Source organism: Nocardia sp. NPDC052254 (genome assembly GCF_040679495.1).
Lineage (GTDB): Bacteria > Actinomycetota > Actinomycetes > Mycobacteriales > Mycobacteriaceae > Nocardia.
Map to the genome: position 1 here is coordinate 397,259 of NZ_JBFAUW010000002.1, position 25,250 is coordinate 422,508.

17 protein-coding genes, 1 tRNA gene and 1 pseudogene are annotated in these 25,250 nt (G+C 67.1%); 15 read left to right on the top strand and 4 right to left on the bottom strand.

All coding sequences use genetic code 11. From position 1 onward, the window contains the following. Positions 1-13: 13 nt before the first annotated feature. Positions 14-4,699 (bottom strand): glutamate synthase large subunit, encoded by a 4,686-nt coding sequence (gltB, locus tag AB0L57_RS06790; RefSeq protein WP_364959290.1) that lies wholly within the window; start codon positions 4,697-4,699, stop codon positions 14-16. Positions 4,700-5,448: 749 nt separating this feature from the next. Further along, a complete protein-coding gene (gene aroQ, locus AB0L57_RS06795; RefSeq protein WP_364958305.1) occupies positions 5,449-6,240 on the bottom strand; it encodes a gamma subclass chorismate mutase AroQ in 792 nt (263 codons plus the stop codon). Positions 6,241-6,444: 204 nt separating this feature from the next. On the opposite strand from aroQ, the gene AB0L57_RS06800 reads away from it, so the two are divergent. From AB0L57_RS06800 to AB0L57_RS06820, 5 genes are all read left to right on the top strand, one after another. Beyond that, entirely contained in the window at positions 6,445-8,283 is a 1,839-nt protein-coding gene (locus tag AB0L57_RS06800; RefSeq protein WP_364958308.1) for a DUF4407 domain-containing protein, read from the top strand. A gap of 223 nt (positions 8,284-8,506) precedes the next feature. Beyond that, complete coding sequence (locus AB0L57_RS06805; protein ID WP_364958311.1) at positions 8,507-9,412, top strand: hypothetical protein; 906 nt, start codon at positions 8,507-8,509, stop codon at positions 9,410-9,412. Then, positions 9,409-10,443, top strand: coding sequence for a DUF4129 domain-containing protein (locus AB0L57_RS06810; RefSeq protein ID WP_364958314.1), 1,035 nt, complete (start codon positions 9,409-9,411; stop codon positions 10,441-10,443). Before AB0L57_RS06805 ends, AB0L57_RS06810 begins: the two co-directional genes overlap by 4 nt. Positions 10,444-10,454: 11 nt before the next feature. Beyond that, positions 10,455-11,438: a MoxR family ATPase gene (locus tag AB0L57_RS06815; RefSeq protein ID WP_364958317.1), complete on the top strand. Its 984-nt coding sequence runs from the start codon at positions 10,455-10,457 to the stop codon at positions 11,436-11,438. Positions 11,439-11,442: 4 nt separating this feature from the next. Next, positions 11,443-12,735 (top strand): DUF58 domain-containing protein, encoded by a 1,293-nt coding sequence (locus AB0L57_RS06820; RefSeq protein WP_364958320.1) that lies wholly within the window; start codon positions 11,443-11,445, stop codon positions 12,733-12,735. Here AB0L57_RS06820 and AB0L57_RS06825 read toward each other — a convergent pair. Continuing rightward, positions 12,713-13,537 carry an RDD family protein gene (locus tag AB0L57_RS06825; RefSeq protein ID WP_364958323.1) on the bottom strand — a complete coding sequence of 275 codons (825 nt, stop codon included), beginning with the start codon at positions 13,535-13,537 and terminating at the stop codon, positions 12,713-12,715. The genes AB0L57_RS06820 and AB0L57_RS06825 overlap by 23 nt on opposite strands. 78 nt (positions 13,538-13,615) lie before the next feature. Between AB0L57_RS06825 and AB0L57_RS06830 the strand changes: the two genes are divergently transcribed. From AB0L57_RS06830 to AB0L57_RS06850, 5 genes and pseudogenes are all read left to right on the top strand, one after another. Next, a complete protein-coding gene (locus AB0L57_RS06830; protein WP_364958326.1) occupies positions 13,616-14,605 on the top strand; it encodes a stage II sporulation protein M in 990 nt (329 codons plus the stop codon). 710 nt (positions 14,606-15,315) lie between these two features. After that, positions 15,316-15,651, top strand: coding sequence for a GNAT family N-acetyltransferase (locus tag AB0L57_RS06835; RefSeq protein ID WP_364958329.1), 336 nt, complete (start codon positions 15,316-15,318; stop codon positions 15,649-15,651). 111 nt (positions 15,652-15,762) lie between these two features. Next, the gene (locus tag AB0L57_RS06840) at positions 15,763-17,514 is read left to right on the top strand and encodes an alpha/beta-hydrolase family protein (RefSeq protein WP_364958332.1); all 1,752 of its coding nucleotides are present in this window, start codon (positions 15,763-15,765) and stop codon (positions 17,512-17,514) included. A gap of 55 nt (positions 17,515-17,569) precedes the next feature. Beyond that, positions 17,570-17,800, top strand: coding sequence for a hypothetical protein (locus AB0L57_RS06845; protein WP_364958339.1), 231 nt, complete (start codon positions 17,570-17,572; stop codon positions 17,798-17,800). Positions 17,801-17,925: 125 nt separating this feature from the next. Beyond that, positions 17,926-18,146 (top strand): annotated as a pseudogene (locus AB0L57_RS06850) (alpha/beta hydrolase fold domain-containing protein); the annotation flags it as partial. 93 nt (positions 18,147-18,239) lie between these two features. On the opposite strand, the gene AB0L57_RS06855 reads toward AB0L57_RS06850, so the two are convergent. Next, positions 18,240-18,322: transfer RNA gene (locus AB0L57_RS06855), tRNA-Leu, on the bottom strand. 280 nt (positions 18,323-18,602) lie between these two features. Here AB0L57_RS06855 and AB0L57_RS06860 point away from each other — a divergent pair. From AB0L57_RS06860 to AB0L57_RS06880, 5 genes are all read left to right on the top strand, one after another. After that, positions 18,603-20,099 carry a DUF3662 and FHA domain-containing protein gene (locus tag AB0L57_RS06860; protein ID WP_364958342.1) on the top strand — a complete coding sequence of 499 codons (1,497 nt, stop codon included), beginning with the start codon at positions 18,603-18,605 and terminating at the stop codon, positions 20,097-20,099. A 185-nt stretch (positions 20,100-20,284) separates the two neighbouring features. After that, entirely contained in the window at positions 20,285-20,752 is a 468-nt protein-coding gene (locus AB0L57_RS06865; protein ID WP_025346413.1) for an FHA domain-containing protein, read from the top strand. Then, a complete protein-coding gene (locus AB0L57_RS06870) occupies positions 20,749-22,236 on the top strand; it encodes a PP2C family serine/threonine-protein phosphatase (RefSeq protein ID WP_364958345.1) in 1,488 nt (495 codons plus the stop codon). Before AB0L57_RS06865 ends, AB0L57_RS06870 begins: the two co-directional genes overlap by 4 nt. After that, positions 22,236-23,705, top strand: a complete 1,470-nt coding sequence (locus tag AB0L57_RS06875; RefSeq protein ID WP_364958347.1) for an FtsW/RodA/SpoVE family cell cycle protein — start codon at positions 22,236-22,238, stop codon at positions 23,703-23,705. Before AB0L57_RS06870 ends, AB0L57_RS06875 begins: the two co-directional genes overlap by 1 nt. Then, complete coding sequence (locus AB0L57_RS06880) at positions 23,702-25,168, top strand: penicillin-binding protein 2 (RefSeq protein ID WP_364958349.1); 1,467 nt, start codon at positions 23,702-23,704, stop codon at positions 25,166-25,168. The genes AB0L57_RS06875 and AB0L57_RS06880 overlap by 4 nt, the downstream gene beginning before the upstream one ends. Positions 25,169-25,250 lie beyond the last annotated feature (82 nt).

Below are 25,250 nucleotides of genomic sequence, written 5' to 3' on the forward strand. Positions count from 1 at the left end.
CAGAACTCTCTCATTACCCACGAGCGGCCTCCATGATCGCCTCGTCGACATCCCGCCCGGCCTTCTCAGCCTCGGAGATAGCGAGCAATACCTTCTTGTAGTCGCGAGGCATAACCTTCACGAAGTGGTTCACCTGCTGCGACCAATCGCTGAGGATGCGTTCGGCAACCGCCGAACCCGTCTCCTCGCGATGGCTCGCGACGACGTCGCGCAGCCAGGTGAAGTCCTCGCCCTCGAGCTGTTCGATATCGACCAGTTCGGTATTGAGGTTGGCTTCGAATGTGCCGTTCGGGTTGTAGATGTAGGCGATACCACCCGACATACCGGCGCCGAAGTTGCGACCGGTCTCACCGAGGATGACGACCCGGCCACCGGTCATGTACTCACAGCCGTGGTCGCCCACACCCTCGACCACCGCGGTGGCACCCGAGTTGCGCACACCGAACCGCTCGCCGACCACGCCGCGGATGAATGCCTCACCGCTGGTGGCGCCGAACAGGATCACGTTGCCCGCGATGATGTTCTCCTCGGCCACGAACGACTCCGGCGCATTGAGCGACGGGCGAACGATCAGGTGGCCGCCCGAGAGGCCCTTGCCGACATAGTCGTTCGCGTCACCGAAGACCCGCAGCGTGATGCCGGCCGGTACGAAGGCGCCGAAGCTGTTGCCCGCCGAACCGGTGAACGTGATGTCGATGGTCTCGTCGGGCAGGCCGGCGCCACCGTACAGCTTGGTCACCTCATGGCCGAGCATGGTGCCGACCGTGCGGTTCACGTTGGTGATCTTGGTTTCGAACTTGACCGGCTTACCGCGCTCGAGGGCATCCGCCGACTGCGCGATGAGCTGGTTGTCCAGCGCCTTGTCCAGACCGTGGTCCTGGGTCTTGGTGTTGCGACGGTCCTGGTACATGAACGCCGTCTCGACATCGTCGAGGATCGGCGACAGGTCCAGCTTGCTCGCCTTCCAGTGCGCCTTGGCCTTGGTGGTGTCGAGCAGATCGACGCGGCCGATGGCCTCGTCGAGCGTGCGCAGACCCAGCGAGGCCAGCAGCTCCCGCACCTCTTCGGCGATGAACATGAAGAAGTTCTCGACGAATTCGGGCTTACCGGTGAAGCGCTGGCGCAGTACCGGATTCTGGGTGGCGACGCCGACCGGGCAGGTGTCGAGGTGGCAGACGCGCATCATGACGCAGCCGGAGACCACCAGCGGAGCGGTCGCGAAACCGTACTCCTCGGCACCGAGCAGCGCGCCGATCAGCACATCGCGACCGGTCTTCATCTGACCGTCGACCTGCACCACGATCCGGTCGCGCAGACCGTTGAGCAGCAGGGTCTGCTGGGTTTCGGCCAGGCCGAGCTCCCACGGGCCACCCGCGTGCTTGAGCGAGGTCAGCGGGGACGCACCGGTACCACCGTCGTGACCGGAGATCAGCACGACATCGGCGTGCGCCTTCGAAACTCCAGCGGCGACCGTGCCCACACCCGGCTCCGCGACAAGTTTCACGTGAATCCGAGCCTGCGGATTCGCGTTCTTCAGGTCGTGGATCAGCTGGGCCAGATCCTCGATCGAGTAGATGTCGTGGTGCGGCGGCGGCGAGATCAGGCCGACACCCGGTGTGGAGTGCCGCACCTCGGCGACCCACGGGTACACCTTGTGCGCGGGCAGCTGACCGCCCTCACCCGGCTTGGCACCCTGGGCCATCTTGATCTGGATGTCGGTGCAGTTGGTCAGGTAGTGCGCGGTCACGCCGAAGCGACCCGAGGCCACCTGCTTGATCGCACTGCGCCGCCAGTCGCCGTTCTCCTCGGGCTCGAAGCGGGTCACCGACTCGCCGCCCTCACCGGAGTTGGAGCGGCCGCCGAGGCGGTTCATCGCGATGGCGAGGGTTTCGTGCGCCTCGGCCGAGATGGAGCCGTAGCTCATCGCACCGGTCGAGAAGCGCTTGACGATCTCGCTGGCCGGCTCGACCTCGTCGATCGGGATCGCGTGCCGGGTCTCGGTCTTGAACTTGAACAGACCACGCAGCGAGGCCAGCCGCTCGGACTGGTCGTCGACCAGCTTGGTGTACTCCTTGAAGATCGAGTACTGACCCGAACGGGTCGCGTGCTGCAGTTTGAACACGGTGTCCGGGTTGAACAGGTGCAGCTCACCCTCGCGCCGCCACTGGTACTCACCGCCGATCTCGAGCTCGCGGTGCGCGCGCTCGTTGCGGTTCTCCAGGAAGGCGACCCGATGCCGGGTGGCGACCTCATCGGCGATGTCGTCGAGGCCGATACCGTCCAGCGGCGAGTTCAGGCCGGTGAAGTACTGATCGCAGAGTTCCTGCGACAGGCCGATGACCTGGAACAGCTGGGCGCCGCGATAGGAGGCGACCGTGGAGATGCCCATCTTGGACATCACCTTCAGCACACCCTTACCGGCGGCCTTGTTGTAGTTCTTCACCGCGGCGTCGAAGTCGGCGGCCTTGTCGCCGGTGCTGCCCGGCATCTCCAGGCCACCGCGATCGAGCATGTCCTCGATCGACTCGAAGGCCATGTACGGGTTGATCGCGGCAGCGCCGAAGCCGATCAGCATGGCCATGTGGTGCACCTCGCGGGCGTCACCGGCCTCGATGACCAGGCCGACCTTGGTCCGGGTCCGCTCGCGCACCAGGTGGTGGTGCACCGACGCGGTGAGCAGCAGCGACGGGATCGGCGCCAGCTTCTCGTTGGATTCCCGGTCGGACAGCACGATGATGCGCGCGCCACCGTCGATCGCGGCCGACACCTGGGCGTTGATGGCCTCGAGGGACTTCCGCAGCCCCTTGCCACCCTTCTTCACCGGGTAGAGGCCACGCACCACGACCGAACGCAGTTCCGGCTTGGAACCGTCGTCGTTGATGTGGACGAGCTTGGCCAGCTCGTCGTTGTCGAGAATCGGTTGGGTGAGCGTGATGTGGCGACAGGACTCCGGACCCGGGTGCAGCAGATCGGCCTCGGGACCGATGGTGCTGCGCAGACTGGTGACCACCTCCTCGCGGATGGCATCCAGCGGCGGGTTGGTCACCTGAGCGAACTGCTGCGCGAAGTAGTCGAACAGCAGCCGCGGACGCGACGACAGGACCGCGATCGGGGTGTCGGTACCCATCGAACCGAGCGCTTCGCCGCCGGTCTTGGCCATCGGCGAGATCAGCAGATTCAGTTCCTCTGTGGAGTATCCGAAGATCTGCTGACGGATCAGCACGCGATCGTGCGACATGTGCTCGTGCGGGCGATCGGGCAGCTCGGCGAGCTTGATGATGCCCTCGTCCAGCCACTCCTGGTAGGGCGCCTCGGAGGCCAGCTGCGACTTCACCTCGTCGTCGCTGAGGATGCGGCCCTGGGAGGTGTCGACCAGGAACATGCGGCCGGGCTGCAGCCGGACCTTGCGGACCACCTTCGACGGCTCGATATCGAGCACGCCGACCTCGGAGGCCATGACGACCAGGCCGTCTTCGGTGACCCAGATACGCGAGGGACGCAGACCGTTGCGGTCCAGCACCGCGCCGACGACCGTGCCATCGGTGAAGCACACCGAGGCCGGGCCGTCCCACGGCTCCATCAGCATGGAGTGGTAGCGATAGAAGGCGCGCCGCGCCGGATCCATCGACTCGTGCCGCTCCCAGGCTTCCGGGATCATCATCAGCACGGCGTGCGGCAGGCTGCGGCCGCCCAGGTGCAGCAGTTCGAGCACCTCGTCGAAACGCGCGGTGTCCGAGGCGCCGGGGGTGCAGACCGGGAAAACCTTCTCCAGCCGGTTGGCGCCCTCGTGATCGGTACCGAAGATCTCGGAGTTCAGCAGCGCCTCACGAGCGCGCATCCAGTTCTCGTTACCGGTGACGGTGTTGATCTCACCGTTGTGCGCCACCCGGCGGAACGGATGGGCCAGCGGCCAGGACGGGAAGGTGTTGGTCGAGAAGCGCGAGTGCACGATGCCCAGCGCCGACTCCACCCGATGGTCCTGCAGATCGAGGTAGAACGCCCGCAGCTGCGGGGTGGTGAACATGCCCTTGTAGACGAAGGTCTGACCGGACAGGCTCGGGAAGTAGACCGTCTCGCGGCCGACCGCGCCCTCACCGGCACCCTGCTTGCCGAGCTCGTGCTCGACCCGCTTGCGCACGACGTAGGCACGCCGCTCCAGATCCATTCCGCTGAGCTGCTCGGCAGCGTCGACGGAGCTTGCGGAGCCGCTGTTGGACACCGCGGCCGGCGAGGCGATGAACAGCTGCCGGAAGGTCGGCATGGCATCGCGCGAGAGCGCGCCGAGCGAGGACTCGTCGATCGGAACCTCGCGCCAGCCGAGTACGGCCAGGCCCTCTTCCTTGACGATCTTCTCGACCCGGTAGCAGGCACGGGCCGCCTCACGGCGGGCCTGCGGCAGGAATGCGATACCGGTGGCGTAGGAGCCCTCCGGCGGCAACTGGAACGCGGCACCACTTTCGTCCAGCGCGGCCCGGAAGAACTTGTCCGGGAGCTGGATCATGATGCCCGCACCGTCACCGGAGTTGGGTTCCGCACCCGCAGCACCACGGTGCTCCAGGTTCAGCAAAGCCGTAATAGCCTTGTCGACGATGTCGCGGCTACGGCGGCCATGCATGTCGACGACGAACGCGACGCCGCAGGCGTCGTGCTCGTTCGCCGGGTCATAAAGACCACTGCGCCCCGGTGAGCGGTGTCCCATTCGCGGCTCGCCGCGGCGGCCAGGAAGTTGCGTCATGCCTCTGCCTTCAAGAAATAGGCGCCTTCGACGAAGAGGCCCGAGTTGTGCCCTCGTCTGGTGGCCCTTAGTCGAAACGCCTCCGTCTAGACTGCGTCCGGACGTTGCGGCGACCAGCGGCGCTGATGGTCATCCCGTGCAGTCGAACTCTCCAGTTGTTCACCCGCTTCGGTGACGTAGTCGGGTGCTCGGCGGTTGCGGAACCCTTAGAAGTTCTTCAACCACCGCGCCGTGCTCGCCCGCTAGGCTGCAACTTGCGGCTCGTTGCCGAGCCCGGGCGATGAGTCGGACAATTCACTCCGACACTTAGAGCAAACGATAAGTCAGGACCGGTGCCCATCCAACTTAGGTTGGGCTAAATATTCCGTCTACCTGGGCATCTTCATCGGTCCTCCACTACCTGCGCGTTCTCCAGTGTAAAGCAGGCAGCGCAGATCTCTGAGTCGCGTTCGCCACTGCCACCGGCAGCACTCGAACATCGGCCGCTAATTGGAAGACCGAACCCACGCAGCGCCCTCACCTGCGTCGAAACAGATTTCCCCGTCCGCGGCGGCCGCAAACCGAGGTGTTGGACGGCTAACTTTCCGGACACCTCGACGAGACAATACGGATACCGGAACGACAAGCCACGCCAATGTGCGGACCGTACGGCATCCTTTGCGAATGTGGAGTTCAGCACATTCGTGGCTAACCCAATTGTGGATGACTGTGGTTTATTTCACATGCGTTGCGGGACAAAGCGTTACGGTGGCCCGCACCAGCGCCGCGGCGTGTAGTCCGTCCACCCGCCCCGAGGTCAGAACCGGAAAGACGGCCGACGTGAGCCGTTGCGCGCAATCCGGTCCCGTCAGCACCGCGCGTTGTGCCGCCAGTTGATCGAGAATTTTCCCGTTGACCTCGTCGATGATCGGCCGGACGGCGGCGAGTCCGGATCCGGGCGCGGGTATCGCGGCCGGGTCGAAGCGCCACCGCGTGAGCAGTCCGTACTGCACCGTCTTGTTCGCCTCGATCTGACCGGCGAAGACCTGTCGCACCCAGTCCTGCGGCAGGCCGGAGCGGGTGCCGGCCGCGGCCATCGCGTCGTAGACCTGCGCCTCACGCACCGGATCGTCCACGACCGGTGGTTGCCCGGTCTGCTGCGAGCTCTCCCATTTGGCCGCCGCCACGGCATCGGCGGTGTCCAACCGGCGCAACACCAACTCGACCACGGGACTCAGCTCGGATTCGGGACCGCTCGCAGCGGGTCCGGCGCCGGCGGCGGGGAGTGTCCGCTCGGCCGTCACCGGCAGGACCGATCCGATGAGTCCCAGCAGCAGCGCGGCCGCCGCGACCAATGGGGGACGCCGGTCGCGACATCCGCGACCGCGGTTCGAACCGGATCGCACCCCGTCCTCGGCGCCACCACCGAACCCCCAGCCCTTCGTCGGCACACTGTCCGAATTCGAGCGCACGTCGGGCCCCTCCTGTCGCGGTGTCACCGTCGCCGTCGCAACCCACTGTGCCACCGGCCGCGACCGAGAATAGGACATACCTTCCGCCCTGCTTGTGAGGCTTGCCACATCGATGTCTCCGCACTCGGTGGATGCCCGCTCGGCCTGTCACTCTGAACCCTGATCAGGCGTGGCCGGCCCCGCGTGCCGCCGGACCACGATGCAGCGACCGATTCGCCCGGTTCGATACGACCGGGAACCCCAGAGGATGTGAATCCGTTGACCGATCCCCATGTCCCTGGCTCCGATATGCCCGGACCACCGGCCGCTCAACGGTCCGGACGTGCGCCGAAGTCCCTGACCGGTGTGCTGACCTGGCTGGGCGGGGCCGAGGCCGGACGTCCGGATCGGCGAGAAGAATCGGTCCACGAGGGTTCCGCCTATGCCGTCACCGGAGTGATCGTCCTGCTCTTCGCGGTGATCTCCGGAGCGGTGGTCACCCTCGCCGGCACGGCCGCGGACCGGCCGAGCTTCGTGGCCGTGCTCGCGGGGATCATCGCGGCGCTGCTGGTCGGTGCGGTGTCGCGAGCATTGGCCACCGCACCGCTGTCCCGGCACGTCGACGGCCGGGTCCGTGCGGAGCGATTCGGGCGGATCGCGGTCGCCGTGCTCACCGGCGTGATCGTGGCCGAGCTGGCGAGCACGGTGATACTCGGCGGCTCCGTCGCCCGGACGCTCGACGATCGCGCCCGCCGGGATGCCGAATCCGCGGCGAGTGTGGTCACCGCCCGGAACGAACTCGACCGGGCCACCACCGAGCGCGGTGCGCTCGCGGAGAACATCACCCGGGCGCAGACCGACATGGACCAGGCGCTGATCGTCGCGCGCTGCGAATACCACCCCACAGCCCAGTGCCCGCAGACCAAGATCACCGGTGTGCCCGGCCGCGGACCGGAAAGCCGCACCGCCGAATCCATGCTCGCGGATGCGCGCGGACGCCTGGAGACCGCGCAGGCCCGGGTGCGGCCGCTGGACGAACAGATCGCCGCCCAGCGGACGGTACTGGACCAGGCGCGCACCGCCGCCTTCCACACCGGAGACCGCGGTCCCGGCGCGCGCTGGCTGGCGATGAACGAGTACACCACCGGACATCCGGGCGCCCTGCTGCTGCGACTGCTCACCGTCGTGATCGCCGTCCTGCTCGCACTGCTGCCGCTGCTGTCGCGGATCTGGCGGGGCGAATCGTCATTCGATCGGACGGTGGCCGCGCGCGCAGAGGTCGACCGCGCGGCCCGGGCCGCCGACACCGCCGTCGCCGTCGAGCGGTCGCGGATCCGTTCCGAGACCGAAAGCCTGCGCGCCGAACAGGAATTGACCGCGACGCGGCTGGCGCTGCACGCCGACACCGCGATCGATCGCGAACGCCACCGCAAACGGGTGGTAGCGGCCATCGGCAATCTGGAGATCGGCATCACCGAACCGCAGCAGCGGGCGGTGGCCGAATTCGAGGCGTTGGCCGCACTTCCCTCGTCCGCCGACCCCAGCACTCAGGAGGCCACTGTGGCCGCGACGCGGAATCTGCCCGCATCCGTTCCCCCGGCCGCACTCGCACCGGCCGATCCGGACAGCTCGAAAAAGGCTGGTGGGCTGGAACTCCCGGTGATCGGAACGGTGCCGTTCACCGATACCGCCGCGCGCTGGATCCGCCCGCTGGTGCCCGGGTTCGTCACCACCGCCCTGGACAAGACCATCGATACCGCGACCTCCCCACTGCGCACGGTCCGCCAGGTCTTCGAGGAGGCCGAGGAGATCACCTTCACCCTCAAACGCACCCGCAAGGTCACGGTGGATGCGGAGGATTCGCATGTCCCCGCGGCGCTCGGCGAAACGATCGACGCCCAGCTCCTGCCACCGGCCGCACCCCAGTACCCGCAGTACGACCCCCGGTACGCGTATCAGTACGACCCCCGCTACGCGCGGTACGCGGCACTTCCCCGGTATCCGGCCGGGTACGAACTCCCCCAGAAGAACCCGTACGGCGCGCTCCCCGGATCCGATACGCCGGAGCTCGGCCACCACGACCGGCGCGCACTCCCGCCGGGCACGGGCCGGAGCTGACGGACGGCCCTGCGCACCGACGCCGTGCGCACCGCGAGCCCCCCATCGGCCACGATGTCGCACCGGTGAACCCTCGGGACGATAGGCGGTACCGCGCCCGAACCACGGGCACCACGATGCCGCTGTCGGTCGCCGCGTCGAACGCTCCGGACCACAACGATGCGTCACATCGGGCCACACTCGATACCCTTCGTGCCCGCGCGTCCCTGGATAGACTCGGCCCGTGTTTCCAGCCGTAGCCGATCGGACGGGCCGGCCGTCCGCCGCCGGGATGCCGCACGCACGCGGTACCTCCGGCGCGGCGTCCGATCCCGACGACAGCGAGCGGATTCCGATACGGCCGCTGTCCTGGCGGGAACTGGCCGATCTGCCGTTCGCCGTCCTGCAGTACCGGATTCGAACGATCGCGGCACTCGCGGGGATCGGTTCGCTGCTCGCACTGGGCATCGTGCTCGGGGTGACCGCACTGGTCACGGTCGTCACCGATGGCTCGAGCGCCGGAAGCGCGTGGGCGGCAATTCTTTCCACAGTCTGCTGTGCATGGTTGCTACGGCTGTGGACGATCGGCGTCACCGTGCCGATCGGACTCGGTGTCGCACACCGGCAGCCGATCACGGCGCGAGCGGCCTGTGGGCGTTTTCGGACGGTCGCCGCCCGGCTCGCGGCCGACCAGCTGATCTCCCTGCTCATCGTGCTGGGCATTCTGATCATCGGCACCCCGCTGGTGATCACCTTGATTCCGGCGAGCATCTGGCTGGGCCGGATCATGGGCAACCGGTGGACGGTGGCGCCGATCCTCTACACCGAACCGTTGCCGTATCGCGCCGCGGTGGTCCGGGCGAAGACCCTCGCGGCAGGCCGCGTCATGCCGCTCGCGGGATTGTGGATCCATCTGCGGGCGGTCTTGCTGGTCCTCGCCGTCCCGATCGCTGGACTGCTCGGATTCCTCTCCGATATCTCGGGCACCCATCGCTGGGCGATGACCGCACTGCTGTCCGGTGCGGCCCTGTTGATCTCGGCCTTCGCGGCCGCCGTGGATGCCGCCACCGCCGTGATCATCCACATCGACCGGCGGTGTGTCCGTGAGGGTGCGGATATCCGGATACCCACCGAGCAGGCGATCCGGTGACCGAGCAGTTCCGCCCGGACGAGCCCGCGGACGCCGCACCGCCGGCACCCGCATTGGGCCCGGCCGCCCAGCACCGGGCCGCCGCCGAATCTGCCGCGGGCCAGCACGATTTCGACACCGCCCTGCGCGAGCGGTTCCGCGCGGTGGTGCGGGGGCTGGAACAGGGCGGGGTGCTCGAGGTCCGGCGCTCCCGCACCGCACGCGAGACCGCGCGGGCGGCAGCGCGGGCACTTCCCGGCACCGCGGGCGAATTCGATGGCGCCGCACACAGTTTCGACGAGATCGTCTATGGCGGCCGCACCGCCTCGCCCGACGAATACCAGCGTCTCAGTGCCGCCGACCGCTATTCGCTCGCCCCGCCTCCCCCGGCAGATCCGGTCGACCAGGCCCGATCCGGGGAATCGGCGACGCGCCGCCGCAGTCTGCCACCACTCCCGCGGCTGTTGCGCGACAAGCGGTTCTGGGCCGTGGTTCTCGGAGTCCTGGTTGTCGCGCTGATCGTCTACCTGCTGATCCGATTGGCCGCCACCCCTTCGGCGCCGCCGCCACCCACCCATCCCCCGCCGCCACCGGAACGACCGGATCTCCCGAACCCGGAGCCCGGCGCGGGCAACGATTCGATCTTCGAACGCTTCCCGCCCTGGCTGGCCTACGGTGGGGCGCAGGCACTCGTCTTCGCGGCGATCGTGGTGTGGTGGCGCGGCCGGCGCCGGGGCACGGTGGTCGGCGAACCCCGCCCGGTACAGGTGGCGGCCGGTGAACTGCTCGCCGGACAGGCAGCGCTCTACCGCCGGACGAAGGATCGCGAACACGTCGCGGCGAAACTGCGACAGGCGACACTGCGCCGCATCCGCGGCCGCTTGAACCTGCGCACCGACACCCCGCCGGATCGGGTGAGCGCCGTGATCGGCCACCGGATCGGCGTCGACCCGCAGCTGATATCCACCGCGCTGTACGGTCCGGTGCCCGACGACACGACGCTGGAATATGTTGCCGCACAACTTGACTGGATCGACTCGGAAATAGGATGACGGAGACTCCGATGACAACGGCGCAGACCAACCACACCCCCACCGCCGAACAGGCGTTGCGGGCGCTAGGCGACGTTCGTGCCGAGATCGGCAAGGCGGTCGTCGGCAACGACCACGCGGTGATGTTCCTGATCCTGGCCCTGCTGTGCCGCGGCCACGTGCTGCTGGAAGGCGTTCCGGGAGTGGCGAAGACGCTGCTCGTGCGGGCCCTGGCCGCCGCGCTCGAGCTGGAGCACACTCGCGTCCAGTTCACGCCGGATCTGATGCCCGGCGATGTCACCGGCTCCCAGATCTACGATCCGCACACGACCGAATTCACCTTCCGGCGCGGTCCGGTCTTCACCAATCTGCTGCTGGCCGACGAAATCAACCGCACCCCACCGAAAACCCAGTCGTCGCTGCTGGAATCCATGGAGGAACGCCAGGTTTCGGTGGCGGGCGTGCCGCAACCACTGCCGGATCCGTTCGTCGTGATCGCGACGCAGAACCCGATCGAACAGGAGGGCACCTATCCACTGCCCGAGGCGCAGCTCGACCGGTTCCTGTTCAAGGTCGACATCCATCTGCCCCAGCGCGAGGACGAATTCCGCATTCTCCAGCGCCACGCGGCCGGCTTCGATCCACGTGATCTGAGTGCGGCCGGAGTACACCCGGTGGCCGGTGCCGCGCACATCGCCAGCGCACGCGCCTCGATCGCGCAGGTGACGATCAATCCGGAGGTACTGGCCTACATCGTGGATCTGTGCCGTGCCACCCGCACCTCCCCCGCCGTCCAGCACGGCGCCTCACCGCGCGGCGCCACCGCGGTACTGGCAGCCGCCCGCGCCCTGGCCTGGCTGAACGGCCGGACCTTCGTCACACCGGACGATGTGAAATCCGTTGCGGTGACGGTGCTGCGGCATCGACTGCAACTGCGGCCGGAGGCCGAACTCGACGGGGTGACCGGTGAGGGTGTGATGTCGTCACTGCTGTCCTCGGTCCCGGTTCCGGTGTGACGCGATGATCGTCACAGGTCGGCTCGCGCTGTGCGCCGCCGCGGCCGCGCTGATCGTCGGCATCGCGGTGCCGTCCTGGGTGGGCGTGGTGATACTCACCGGCATCCTGATCGCACTCGTTGCCATCGACGTGATCGCCTGTGGCTCCGATGATCTCGAGCTGAGCCGTGTCCCGCTCACCACCGTCCGGGTCGGACGCACCGCGACCATCGAACTCGCCGTACTCAACCGTGGCACCCGGGCTGTGCGCGCACTGCTGTGGGACGACTGGCCGCCGAGCGCGCACGCACCCGCTCGGGCACACCACCTGCGACTGCCGGCGAATACCCGGACCAGCGTCGCCACCTCGGTGTGCCCGAGCCGCCGGGGTGATCGGGTCGCGGGGCCGGTGACCGTCCGGCTGTTCGGACCGCTCGGGCTGGCCGGACGCCAGTTCCGGCGCGAGGTACCCGCGAAAGTTCGTGCGCTGCCTGCCTTTCGCACCGAGCGAATCCTGTCGTCGAAGGTCAAACGGCTGCAACACCTCGACGGCCGCTCGGTGGCCAATATCCGCGGCCCGGGTTCGGAATTCGATTCCTTCCGGGAATACGTCGCCGGTGACGATGTGCGTTCGATCGACTGGCGGGCCACCGCCCGCGCCACCGATGTATTGGTCCGCACCTGGCGCCCCGAACGCAATCGGCACGTCCTGATGCTCATGGATACCGGCCGGATCAGTGCCGCCCGCCTGGGCGAACAGACCCGGCTCGACACCGGCATCGAAGCCGCGCTACTGCTGGGTGGTCTGGCCGCCGCGGCCGGTGACACCGTCGATCTGCTGGCCTTCGATCGCGAGGCGCGCGCCGAGCTCCGTGGGGTACGCGGAAAAGCCGTGCAGCCCACGTTGATGCACGCGCTGTCGGGCATCGTGCCGGCAATGCTCGACACCGACACCGCGGCGATGGTCCGCACCGCCGTCCGGCATACTCGCCGCCGCAGCCTGGTGGTGTGGTTCACCAGTCTCGACGGTGCGATGGTCGAGGAGAACCTCCTGCCGGTACTACCCGTGTTGAGCAAACGCCATCGGGTGCTGCTGGTTTCGGTCACCGATCCCGAGATCGCCGCGGCGGCACAGCGCCGTGCCGATGCCACGGAGGTCTACGCCGCCGCGGCCGCCGAACATCTGCTCGGCGAACGCGCGATCGTGCGGGAAACCCTGCAGCGCCTGGGAATCGATGTGGTGGCAGCCGCACCCGATCGGTTGCCGGAGGCGCTGGCCGACGAGTATCTGGAACTCAAACGATCGGGCGCCCTGTAACCGGTGCGGGCGGCACCGCCATCGGTGCGGGCATCGGCCAGAACGGCAGCCGCGGGGGCGGTAACGTCCGGCGCTGCCGCTCCCCGATGATCGCGCCCAGTATCTGCAGTGGCGGATAGCCGGGGGGCGCCACCACACGCAACTGCTCGCACACCGCGATCACCAGGGCCGTACCGAGATTCACCTGTACCTGCGGGGTGAGATCGGAGTACCGAGTCAGGTACTGCCGCACCGGCAGCGCGAGCTCCTCGGTCAGTCCGGACAGATCCAGCCGGGCCACCCAGTCGACCAGCCAGGGCGGCGCAACGGCCAAGGCGGGCACGGGAATCGGTGCCCGGTCCGACACCACGACGGTGCCGGCGAGGATATCGCCCACCCGCCGAGCCCGCGGTGAGCACAGTGAGGTGACCACGGCGACGAAACCGAATCCGCCGAGATTCCAGAAATCGACCAGTGCCGCCGCCAGGCCCCGGGTCAGCGCGTGCCGGAAATCGATCGGCCCGCCATCGCTGCGGACCACCCGCAACCCGAGCGCGAGCTTCCCCACTGTCTGCCCGCGCATGAGGGTTTCGCTCACGATCGGATAGCCCGCCACCACCGTGATCATGGTGACCAGCGCGGCCACGTCGATCCAGGCTCCGTCCGGTTCGAGCTGGAAGAGCACCGCCACGATCACCGTCAGGAGCAGCACACCGAGCACGAGCTGCAGCAGCAGATCGATCGCGAATGCGGCGGCGCGGATCGGGATCCGAGCGATCGGCAGCTGCAGGGAGACGGCCTCCCCGGTGGTGAATTCGGCCATGATCGCTCCAGTATCCCGAATCGGCCGCATACGAACTAGCCTTCGGTTGCGGATCAGGCATACAGACAGGAGGGGCCGATGGACGTCGATGCCTATTCGTTCGCGCAACGGCGGTATTGGGACCGGCTCGACCATCTGACCCGGCAGCGCCGCCTCACCGGTGCCGAGGTCGACGAGTTCGTGGCGCTGTATCGCCGGACGTCCCAGCAGCTGGCGCGGTTGCAGTCGCATTCACCCGATCCGGAGTTGATCAACGGCATCAGCGCGGTACTGGCCCGCGCTCGCGGACGACTGCTGGGGGCACGGACCGACACCTGGTCGCAGATCGCTCACTTCTTCACCCACCGGTTCCCCGCCGCGGTGTACCGGGCGTGGCCGTGGTGGGCGGGGGTGGCCGCAGCCTTCCTCGCGGTATCCACCGTCATCGGGATCTGGGTGTCCGGATCCGGGCGGGCACGCACGGCGCTGAGTCTGCCCGCGAATGCGGACAGACTCACGGCGCCGGGTGGTCGCTTCGAGTCGTACTACTCCGAACATCCGCACGACGCCTTCGCCGCACAGGTCTGGACCAACAACGCCTGGGTGACGGCAATCGCGCTGTTCACCGGAATTCTGATCCTGCCCGCCGGCTATCTGCTGTTCATGAATGCACTCAATGTCGGGGTATCCGGCGGCCTGATGGCCGACGCGGGACGGTTGGACGCGTTCTTCGGCTTCCTGCTACCGCACGGAATGCTGGAGCTCACAGCGGTTTTCGTAGCCGGCGGCGCGGGCATGAAACTCGGCTGGACCCTGATCGATCCGGGTCACTCGCCCCGGGCGGCGGCGCTCGCGCGACAGGGCCGGGCGACCGCCACGGTCGCGCTCGGTCTGGCGGGTGTGCTGCTGATCTCGGGCATCATCGAGGGTTTCGTGACGCCGAGCGGATGGCCGGCACCGGTACGCCTCGGCATCGGAGCAATCGCGGAACTGCTGTTCCTGGCCTATGTTTTCGGGCCCGGACGGCGTGCGGCATCGGAACAGACGGCATTGCGGTCGGCGGCCGAGAGTGAGCGCATATCCGGTTAACGGCGCGGTATCGGCAGCGGGAGGCGGAAAAATCCCTTGCGGGTTCCTTGGGATGCGGACAATGATCAGAGTCCTGATTTGAGATCCACTGGCCGCAGCGAGTCCAGCTCAGCTGCGGCCAGCGTTACCGTCAACTCTACACAATCGTTATCCCTACGCAACCTCCTGCACACCCTGTCTGCCATGCCGTAACCGAGCCGAAACCCACCGGCAGTGCGCAGGTCCAGAGACCACCCGCAAATACCTGGCGCGCGGTCGGAAATATGCGCAATAGGCGAACTGAGCCACCCGATTTACCGGGAATCCATTGCCATTCGACCGTTAGCTATAAAGCCGGATCACGCATACCGACCATTCGCCGACGCGTCGCCTCACGGCCACCAGAACGTCATCACGGCAGGTAGAGAGCTCATCCGCGCGATTACGCTCAGGTTTGCGGCGATGGTTCGACCAAATGAAACAAACCCAAAGTCTGTTATGACTCACAGTACCGGTCTTGGCGATAGGATCTCGGCGCAATATTGCGTATCCAGCTCAGTCGAACTACTGGCATATTTCAGCAGCGAACTTGATTAACTCGGGTTGCACCGCCCGAATTCGCGCGACAGCCCCGGGACGACAGGCCAGGAATGCGGCGAAGATCACACCATCCCGCGCGTCCTGCGCCCGGGCTGCCCGTTTGCGAGGTCCGGGACGGCAATACTGTGATCATGACCGCCGAACAGCAAGCAGACCCGGTCGTCACGCAGGCCGCGGAACGGTTCGAAATCAGCGTGGACGATCGGCTCGCCGGATTCACCGAATACCTCGACCGCGCCGGGCAGCGGATCTTCTACCACACCGAAATCGACTCCGATTTCGCCGGACGCGGGCTGGCCGGCGTCCTCGTCTCGCAGGCGTTGGCGCGCACCCGGGAGGCCGGACTCCGCATCGTGCCGATCTGCCCGTTCGTCGCGGGCTATCTGCAGAAGCACGAGGAGTTCGCCGACATCACCGATCCGGTGACGCAGGACGCCGTCGATCTCGTGCGCTCCCAGCGCGGCTGAGCACCCCGCCGGCACGACGCAAGGTCCGCGAGACCCCACCCGTCGATATGATTTGGATCACATAATCGGCGGTAGAGTGACGACATTTCCGTTCGGCACCAGAGGACACCGATGGACTCGATCTCCGCCACCCGTCCTGGTTCGGTTGACGACGCCCCGGCAACCTCGGATGTCCCTGCCACGGAAGACACCGCACCCGCTGCCAATCCAGCGGTATCCGGCCGTCCCGATCGCGGATCGATTCCCCGCCCCGGCGCGAGTTTCACCGGCGCGGCCCTCGCGCTCGTCATGGCCTGGCTGTCGCTGACTCCCGCACTGCTGCCGAGAGGCCCGCTGTTCCAGGGACTCGTCACCGGCGCGGCCGCCACGTTCGGCTATGCCCTCGGCGCCACCCTGGCCGCGGTGGTGGTGTGGGCAATTCACCACGACCGAGGCCGGCCGGTGCCGATGTGGACGTGGTGGGCGCTGGCCGTCGTGGCACCGGTCGCGACGGTCACCATGTTCGTGCTCTTCGCGCACTGGCAGCGCGAATTGCGGGATCTGATGGGTGTTTCGGATCTGCGCTGGTACTCCTACCCACTGATCGTGATCGTGGCCGTCACCATATTTCTCGTGCTGGTCGGGATCGCCCGGCTGGTACGGGCCCTGTGCCGCTGGGTGAGTCGCGCGCTGGGACGCTTCCTGCCGCCGCGGATCGCGGTCGTGGGTGGGACGGCGGTGGTGGTCGCGCTGATCGTGGCGCTGCTCAACGGTGTGGTCGCACAGGGCTCGATGACTCTGCTGAACAACACCTTCGAGGCGGCAGACCAGGAGACCGCCCCCGGCTCCGCCCCGCCGACGGTCCCCGAGAGATCCGGTGGCCCCGGCTCTCTCGTGGACTGGGCCGCACTCGGCAGACAGGGCCGGATCTTCGTCTCCGCCGGGCCGACGACCGCGCAACTCTCCGAATTCAACGGCCGCCCGGCACGCGAACCCGTGCGGGCCTATACCGGCCTGGCATCGGCACCCACCCTCCGTGCGGACGCTGAACTCGCGGTGGCGGATCTGGATCGCGCGGGCGGATTCGACCGTGCGGTGCTCGCGGTCGCGACCACCACCGGCACCGGCTGGATCAACGAAAGTACCGCCTCCGCACTGGAATACCTCTACAACGGCGATACCGCGATCGTCGGTATGCAGTACTCCTATCTGCCCAGCTGGATCTCGTTCGTGGTCGACCAGGAACGGGCCCGGCAGGCCGGGCGTGCCCTCTTCGACGCGGTGTACGCGCGCTGGACGGCCATGCCACGCGAACACCGGCCGAAACTGGTCGTCTTCGGGGAGAGCCTCGGGTCGTTCGGCGGCGAGGCGGCCTTCTCCGGTATCGGCGACATCACCGCCCGTACCGACGGCGTCCTGTTCGTCGGCCCGCCCAACGACAATGTGCTGTGGGGTGAACTGACCGCCCGGCGCGATTCCGGTTCACCGGAATGGTTGCCCATCTACGACGGCGGCCGGAACGTCCACTTCGCCGCCCGACCGCCGGATCTGGATCGCCCTGGGCCACCGTGGAATTCACCCCGGGTGGTCTATCTGCAACATCCGTCGGATCCGATCACGTGGTGGTCGCCGCACCTGTTGTTCGACGAGCCGGACTGGTTGCGCGAACCGCGTGGATACGACGTGCTGCCCGGCACCCGCTGGATTCCGGTCGTCACCTTCCTGCAGGTGTCGGCGGACATGGCGGTCTCGACCGATGTTCCAGACGGCCACGGACACACCTTCCACGCGGCCGTCGCCGATTCGTGGGCGGCAATCCTGCAACCCCCGGGCTGGACCGCCGCCGACACCCTCAGATTGCGCTCGGTCCTCGCCGGCGAATAGCGCGGCCACCGAGCAACTTCCACACAGTGTCCGTCCGAGCCGAAGGGAAAAGCACATGACCGCACCACAGAAACGCTCGATACTCGCTCGCGTCTCACCGACCCAGTGGGTGGCACTGATACTGATCGTGCTGGCGGTCATCTTCGTCGCCGAGAACCGCGATCGGGTGTCGATCACGTTGCTGATGATCGACATCACCTCACCGCTGTGGCTGGTGCTGCTGGTCCTGTTCGTGGTCGGCTGGATCGCCGGCGTGCTGACGGTGCGCCGCCGTAACAAGCGATGAGAACCGGCGTGGGACCCGCGCCCGCGCGCCGGCGATCGGAACGGTATCGGCAGGCGGCCGGCAATACGGCGCCGGACACATCGGCGAGCCGCAGGCGCCGGGGCCGGTGACTCCGTTGGCACAGATCACCGCGCGCCATCACCGAGCGACTGGCGGGGCTGCCGCCGGCCCCGGTCATCACCGGTGAGGCAGATGTACTCCGGGACGAGGGCGAGGCGTTCGCGGCGAAACTCCGCACCGCCGGTGTCCGGTGATCCAGCCTCGCGACGGCGGCATCATCCACGACCACGTGCTGGTCGCCTCGATGCACGATACGAATGCTGCTGTCGCCCAGGCTGTTTCGGTGTCGCGCTGCGCACTGCACGACCGACCGACCGCATCCCCGAGCACAAACGACAAGAGCCGCAGATCGGAAATCCGATCTGCGGCTCTTCATCTGTGGGCGAAGGGGGACTTGAACCCCCACGTCCCGAAGGACACTGGCACCTGAAGCCAGCGCGTCTGCCATTCCGCCACTCGCCCGAGCGACTGGAAGACAGTAGCACGCGCGCTGGATCCAAATGAAATCGCCTGCTCGGAGGGCTTACGAAGGAGGAATTCGACCACTGCCCGAGACACTCGGGAACCACTGATGACAGTCGCGAGTTACAGGGGTGGAGGATCGTGGATATCATGCAATGACCGTGTCCGTCCGACGACACGCCCTATCGGCATGTCATCGTGACACCGGACGGCACAGACCGAACGGCAGACGTGAACAGACAGCGCAGGTATACGAGGGCGGGCATCGAAGGAGGCCGGAGTGGGCATCGTCTCGCGTTTCGAACGACGCTTACAGGGTGCCGTCGGGGACGTCTTCGCCCGAGTGTTCGGCGGCAGCGTCGTTCCCCAGGAGGTGGAGGCGGCGCTGCAACGCGAGGCCTCGGACCAGCTGACCGAACTCGACGGCGGGCACCTTCTCGCCCCGAATCTGTATGTCATCACGGTCAACCCCACCGACCTGCAAGAACTCGATGCCGATCACGAGTTGACCACCCGCGCCTTCGCCAGACATTTGCAGGACTACATCCGCGATCAAGGGTGGCAGACCTACGGTGAAGTACACGTCGAATTCGAACCATCCCCTACGCTGCACACCGGGCAGTTCAGGACGCACGGCCGGGTGGACCCGGATGCGGGCCGCCGGAACCCTCCGGCTCCGCGCCGCCCACCCGATAGATCTGGACAACCCCCACAACGAACCGCACACCCGCAACCAGGAGCTGGCCCCATGACGCAGAACTCAGGCTACGACCCCAGCCGAGAGCCCGCGGAGTCCGATCCACGCAACCGCGGGTACGCACCCCCGCCGGGCGGCCGCCCCGCACCGCAATACCAGGACGACTACGGCCGGGGTGGCCAGTACCCCGGCGGCGGTGAGTACGGCGCACCTGAGTCGCAGCCCGCTTACGGGGACTATCAGCAGGGTGGCGCCGACTACCAGAACGGCTACGACTACCAGCAGGGTGGCGCGGACTACCAGCAGGGTGGAGCGGGCTATCCACAGGGCGGTCAGGGGTACGGCCAGCAGCAGGCCTACGAACAGGGCGGCTACGACCAGAGCAGCTACGACCAGGGGTACGGGCAGCAGGCGTACGCCGACCAGGGGTACGGGCAGCAGCAGGCCTACGAACAGGGCGGCTACGAGCAGGGCGGCTACGACCAGGGGTACGGGCAGCAGGGCTATGCCGACCAGGGGTACGGGCAACAGCAGGGCTATCCCGAACAGAACTACGGGCAACAGCAGGGCTACGGCCAGGCACCGGGATACGACCAGGGCTACGGCCAGGCGCCGGGCGGTTACGGCCAGCAGGGGTACGCCGAGCCGGGCTATGCCGAACAGGGATACGCCGAACAAGGCGGTTACGGTGCCGAGGATCCTGCCTACGGTCAGCAGCAGGCCTACGGCCAGCAGCCGCCCGCCTACGGTGCGGCTCCACAGGCCCCGCAGGCCCCGCCGCGCGGAGGATCCGGCTATTCGGCCACGCTGCACCTCGACGACGGCAGCGGCCGCACGTACCAGCTACGCGAGGGCAGCAACATCATCGGGCGTGGCCAGGACGCCCATTTCCGACTTCCCGACACCGGGGTGTCACGCCGCCACATCGAGGTGCGGTGGGACGGTCAGGTTGCCATGCTCTCCGATCTCGGATCCACCAATGGAACGCTGGTCAACGGTTCGCCCGTACAGGACTGGCAGCTCGCCGACGGAGATGTGATCCGGGCGGGGCATTCCGAGATCCTGATCCGAATCGTCTGATCCCGTAAGCTCGCCGATGCAGGTCACGATATGGCGCGAAATCCCTCGCCTATATCGTGATCGCAACCGGTCATCGGCCCTATTATGCTGCCAACATTCGCTCGGCAGCCGGGCCGTGCTGACCAGCACGCCGGTTGGGGGACGAAACACCACTACGGGACCGGTCGAACAGGAGGTGGAGCGCCGTGCAGGGATTGATCCTGCAGTTGACCCGTGCGGGGTTCCTCTTGTTGTTGTGGCTGTTCGTGTGGGCGGTGCTTCGAACTTTGCGCAGCGATATCTACGCGGCATCAGGCATTCGGATCCAGCCCCGACCCACCCGTGGTTCGGCTGTGCTGCCATCCTTCAGCCGTGGCCAGAAGGGCGCCAAGTATCTAGTGGTGACGCAAGGTTCACTCGCCGGCACTCGAATCACGCTAGGCACCCAACCGGTGCTCATCGGGCGTGCAGACGACTCCACGCTGGTTCTGACCGACGACTACGCCTCGACCCGGCATGCGCGATTGTCGCCGCGCGGCGAGGATTGGTACGTCGAAGATTTAGGCTCCACCAACGGGACCTACCTCGACAGAGGCAAGGTCACTACCCCCGTCCGAGTTCCGCTGGGCACACCTGTCCGTGTCGGTAAGACAGTGATCGAGCTGCGATCGTGACTCAAGTTCTCCGCTACGCAGCGCGTAGCGACCGTGGTCTCGTCCGGGCAAACAACGAGGATTCCGTCTACGCGGGTGCACGCCTGCTGGCGCTCGCCGACGGCATGGGTGGGCACGCCGCCGGTGAGGTCGCCTCGCAGTTGATGATCGCCGCACTGGCGCATCTGGACGACGACGAGCCCGGCGACGAGTTGCTGGGCAAGCTCGACCGTGCGATTCGCGAAGGCAACGCCGCGATCGCCGATCAGGTCGAGGAGGAACCCGAACTCGACGGTATGGGCACGACGCTCACCACCATCCTGTTCGCGGGCAAGAAACTCGGCCTCGCCCACATCGGCGATTCCCGGGCCTACATGCTCCGCAACGGCGAACTCGCCCAGATCACCCGCGATGACACCTTCGTGCAGTCGCTGGTCGACGAGGGCCGGATCACGCCGGAACAGGCCCATACCCATCCGCAGCGCTCGCTGATCATGCGCGCGCTCACCGGTAACGAGATCGAGCCCACCCTCGTCGTCCGCGAGGCCCATGCCGGTGATCGCTATCTGCTGTGCTCCGACGGCCTGTCCGACGTGGTCAGCGATGAGACCATCGCCAATACGCTGCGTGAGGGCAATACCGACGAGGCGGCCGACCGGCTCATCGAATTGGCTTTGCGCAGTGGCGGTCCCGACAACGTCACGGTCGTCGTCGCCGATGTGATCGATCTCGACTACGGCCAGAGCCACCCCATCGTGGCCGGCGCGGCTTCCGGTGAGGAGGAGGACACCCCTCCGCCCAATACCGCCGCCGGCCGAGCGGCTGCCATGCGCCCTCCGCGCGCGGCGCCGCGCCGGGCCCCCGTCGCCGCCGAACCGCCGGCACCGAGCAAGAGCCACAAGGGCCGCTGGATCGCCCTGGCCGTGGCGCTGGTCGTGGCCGTCGCGATCGGACTCGTCGTGGGCTACAAGATGATTCGCAGCAATTACTACGTCGGCGCCGAGAACGGCAATGTCGTGATCATGCGCGGATTACCCGGTTCGATCCTCGGCTACTCGATTCAGGACGTCGACCAGCTGGTGTGTGTCGACAAGCACAACAAGGTCACGCTGGCAGTGGCCGACGGCGGTCTGCACAGCGGTTGTCAGCAACTGCAGATCGACGATCTGCAGCAGACCGGTCGTGACAAGGTCAACAACGGACTGTTGCCGCCGGGCGGATTCGATTCCGCGCGTGGTCAGGTCGAGAAGCTCGCCGCCACGGACCTGCTGCCGGTCTGCGTGAAGCCGGCCGCTCCGGTCACCCCTGTGCCGACCGAGGGTTCCGGTGGTTCGGGTACCCCCGCGCCGGCCGGTCCGGCTCCGGCCAGCCCCGCGCCCGCCCCGGCACCCGCGCCCACTCCCGCGCCGGCGCCGACCAACGCACCCGCACGTTCCGAGCAGCCCACACCCACTACGGCACCGGCCCCTCAGACTCCGGGGGAGAACTGCAGGAAGGCGGACTGATGTCCGCACCGGCACCGCCGTCCGCTGGAGCGTTCCCCAGTCCGCCGGGCGGGTTCGCTCCCGCGCCGCCACCAGCAACCCGACGCAATGTCGAGTTGCTGCTGCTGGGTTTCGCGGTGGTCATCACCACAGTGGCGTTGGTGCTGGTGGAAGCCAGTCAGGATCAGGAGATCACCTGGGATCTCGCCAAACTGGGTCTGGCCTATCTGGGATTGTTCGGTGTCGCTCATCTGGCCGTACGGCGATTCGCGCCGTTCGCCGATCCGCTGCTCCTACCGATCGCCGCACTGCTCAACGGGCTCGGGCTGGTACTGATCCATCGTCTCGATCTCGCCGATGAGCAGACCGCGATCCACAATTCGTGGTCACTGCCCTCCCCCGATGCCAATCAGCAAGTGCTGTGGACGGCGTTGGGGATCAGCTTGTTCGTCGCGGTGCTGGTCCTGCTGCGCGACTACCGCACGCTGGCGCGTTACGGCTACACGCTCGGTTTGCTCGGCCTGATCGCGCTGATCATTCCCGCCGTGCTGCCCGGCAGGTTCTCCGAGACCAACGGCGCCAAGATCTGGATCCGATTGCCGGGCTTCAGTGTCCAGCCGGGTGAGTTCTCGAAAATCCTGCTGATCATCTTCTTCGCCTCGGTGCTGGTGGCCAAGCGTGATCTGTTCACCGCGGCCGGACGGCATGTGCTGGGGATGGAACTGCCCCGCCCACGCGATCTCGGCCCGATCCTGCTGGTGTGGGCGACCTGCCTGGTGGTGCTGTTCTTCGAGAAGGACCTCGGCACCTCGCTGCTGATCTTCGCGACCGTGCTCGCCATGCTCTACATCGCGACGGAACGGGTGGGCTGGCTGGTCGTCGGCGGCGGACTGCTGGCGATCGGATTCGTCCTGGCCTACAACGTCTTCGGCCATGTCCGGGTGCGCGTCGCGACCTGGCTGCATCCGTTCGACGACTACAACAGCACCGGTTATCAGATCTCCCAGTCGTTGTTCGGCCTGGCCACCGGCGGTGTTGCCGGCACCGGCCTCGGCAGCGGTCGTCCCTCCCAGGTGCCCTTCGCCAAGACCGACTTCATCGTCGCGACCGTCGGCGAAGAACTCGGCCTGATCGGGCTCGCCGCGATGCTCATGCTGTTCACGGTCTTCGTCGTACGCGGACTGCGCACGGCACTGGCCGTGCGTGACAGTTTCGGCAAACTCCTCGCCGCCGGATTGGCGTTCACCATCGCCGTTCAGGTATTCGTGGTCGTGGGCGGTGTCACCAAACTGATTCCCCTGACCGGCCTCACCACTCCGTTCGTGTCCTACGGCGGCTCCTCACTGCTCGCGAACTACGCCCTGCTGGCCTTGCTGGTCAAGATCTCCGACGCGGCCCGCGCACCGGCACCGTCCCGACGCCGGGAAGCCGCGCCGATCGCCGAAGCACAGACCGAGATGATCCGCCCGGAGAAGGGAGAGCAGGCATGAACACCCCGCTCCGCCGGGTCGCGATAGCCGTGATGGTCATGATCGTCGCGCTACTGGTGAACGCCACCTACGTCCAGGTGATCAAGGCCGACAGCCTGCGCAACGATCCGCGCAACTCCCGGGTGCTGCTCGACGAATACAGTCGTCAGCGCGGTCAGATCTCCGCCGGCGGTTCCGTGCTCGCCACCTCGGTCGCCACCGACGATCGCTACAAATACCTGCGCACGTATCCCACCGATCCGGCGGCCTACGCCCCGGTGACCGGCTTCTACTCGATGCAGTACGGGAGCACCGGTCTGGAACGGTCCGAGGATTCGGTGCTCAACGGCTCCGACAGCGCGCTGTTCGGGCGGCGGCTGATCGATATGATCTCCGGCCGCGATCCGCGCGGCGGCAATGTGGTGACCACGATCGATCCGATGATGCAGAAGGTCGCTTACGACCAGCTCACCAGCAAGGGATACACCGGCTCCGTGGTGGCCATCGAGCCGAGCACAGGGCGCATCCTGACCATGGTCTCCACCCCGAGCTACGACCCCAATCAGCTGTCCACCCACGACGGCGCCCGTGCCACCCAGGCTTGGGAATCACTGAGCGCCGATCCGAGTCAGCCGATGTTGAATCGTGCGGTGTCGCAGACGTATCCGCCCGGTTCGACCTTCAAGGTCGTCGTCGCCGCGGCCGCGCTGTCGATGGGAATCAAGCCCGAGGACGCGTTCACGGCCGCGCCGAACATCACACTGCCGGGCACGTCCACGACGCTGGAGAACTACAACGGCACCCCGTGCGGCAGCGGCGCGACCGCGACCATGCACGATGCGTTCCGGCTGTCGTGCAACACCGCGTTCGCCGAAATCGGTATGAAGGTCGGCGCGAGCAAACTCAAGGACCTCGCCACGGCGTTCGGAATCGGTCCCCACTCGGGCATCCCGATTCCGGTCGCCGACAGCACCATCGGCTCGATCACCGACAATGCCGCGCTGGCGCAGACCAGCATCGGCCAGCGAGATGTGGCTCTCACTCCGCTCGACGACGCGGTCATCGCGGCTACGGTGGCCAATGGCGGAGTACGGATGGAACCCCATCTGGTCGACCAGACCCAAGGTCCCGACCTGCGCGAACTGTCCACCACCAAACCGGTGTCGGTCGGACAGGCGATCAGCGCTCCGGTGGCCAGCGAGCTGACCGGCTTGATGATCGACTCCGAGAAGGCGACGGCCGGCGGCACCCAGCCGCGCGCGTATCAGATCGCGTCCAAGACCGGTACCGCCGAACACGGCAACGACCCGCGCAATACCCCGCCACATGCCTGGTACATCGCATTCGCGCCGGCACAGAACCCGAAGATCGCCATCGCGGTCATCGTGGAGAACGGTGGCGACCGGGCCTTGGCCGCAACCGGTGGATCGGTGGCGGCACCGGTGGCACGGGCTGTGCTCGATGCCGGATTGCAGGGGGGCTGACGACAATGAGTAAGCGAGGACCAGGACCCCAGGTGGATATGCAACAACGTCGCGCGCTGCGAACCGACGGCCGGGGGTGGCC

Bases quoted from the DNA above. Each gene is read 5' to 3' on its own strand.
- AB0L57_RS06880 (WP_364958349.1), top strand. From the start codon at position 23,702: ATGAACACCCCGCTCCGCCGGGTCGCGATAGCCGTGATGGTCATGATC.
- AB0L57_RS06830 (WP_364958326.1), top strand. From the start codon at position 13,616: ATGGACGTCGATGCCTATTCGTTCGCGCAACGGCGGTATTGGGACCGG.
- AB0L57_RS06840 (WP_364958332.1), top strand. From the start codon at position 15,763: ATGGACTCGATCTCCGCCACCCGTCCTGGTTCGGTTGACGACGCCCCG.
- AB0L57_RS06825 (WP_364958323.1), bottom strand. From the start codon at position 13,537: ATGGCCGAATTCACCACCGGGGAGGCCGTCTCCCTGCAGCTGCCGATC.
- gltB (WP_364959290.1), bottom strand. From the start codon at position 4,699: ATGGGACACCGCTCACCGGGGCGCAGTGGTCTTTATGACCCGGCGAAC.
- AB0L57_RS06820 (WP_364958320.1), top strand. From the start codon at position 11,443: ATGATCGTCACAGGTCGGCTCGCGCTGTGCGCCGCCGCGGCCGCGCTG.
- AB0L57_RS06875 (WP_364958347.1), top strand. From the start codon at position 22,236: ATGTCCGCACCGGCACCGCCGTCCGCTGGAGCGTTCCCCAGTCCGCCG.
- AB0L57_RS06815 (WP_364958317.1), top strand. From the start codon at position 10,455: ATGACAACGGCGCAGACCAACCACACCCCCACCGCCGAACAGGCGTTG.
- AB0L57_RS06835 (WP_364958329.1), top strand. From the start codon at position 15,316: ATGACCGCCGAACAGCAAGCAGACCCGGTCGTCACGCAGGCCGCGGAA.
- AB0L57_RS06845 (WP_364958339.1), top strand. From the start codon at position 17,570: ATGACCGCACCACAGAAACGCTCGATACTCGCTCGCGTCTCACCGACC.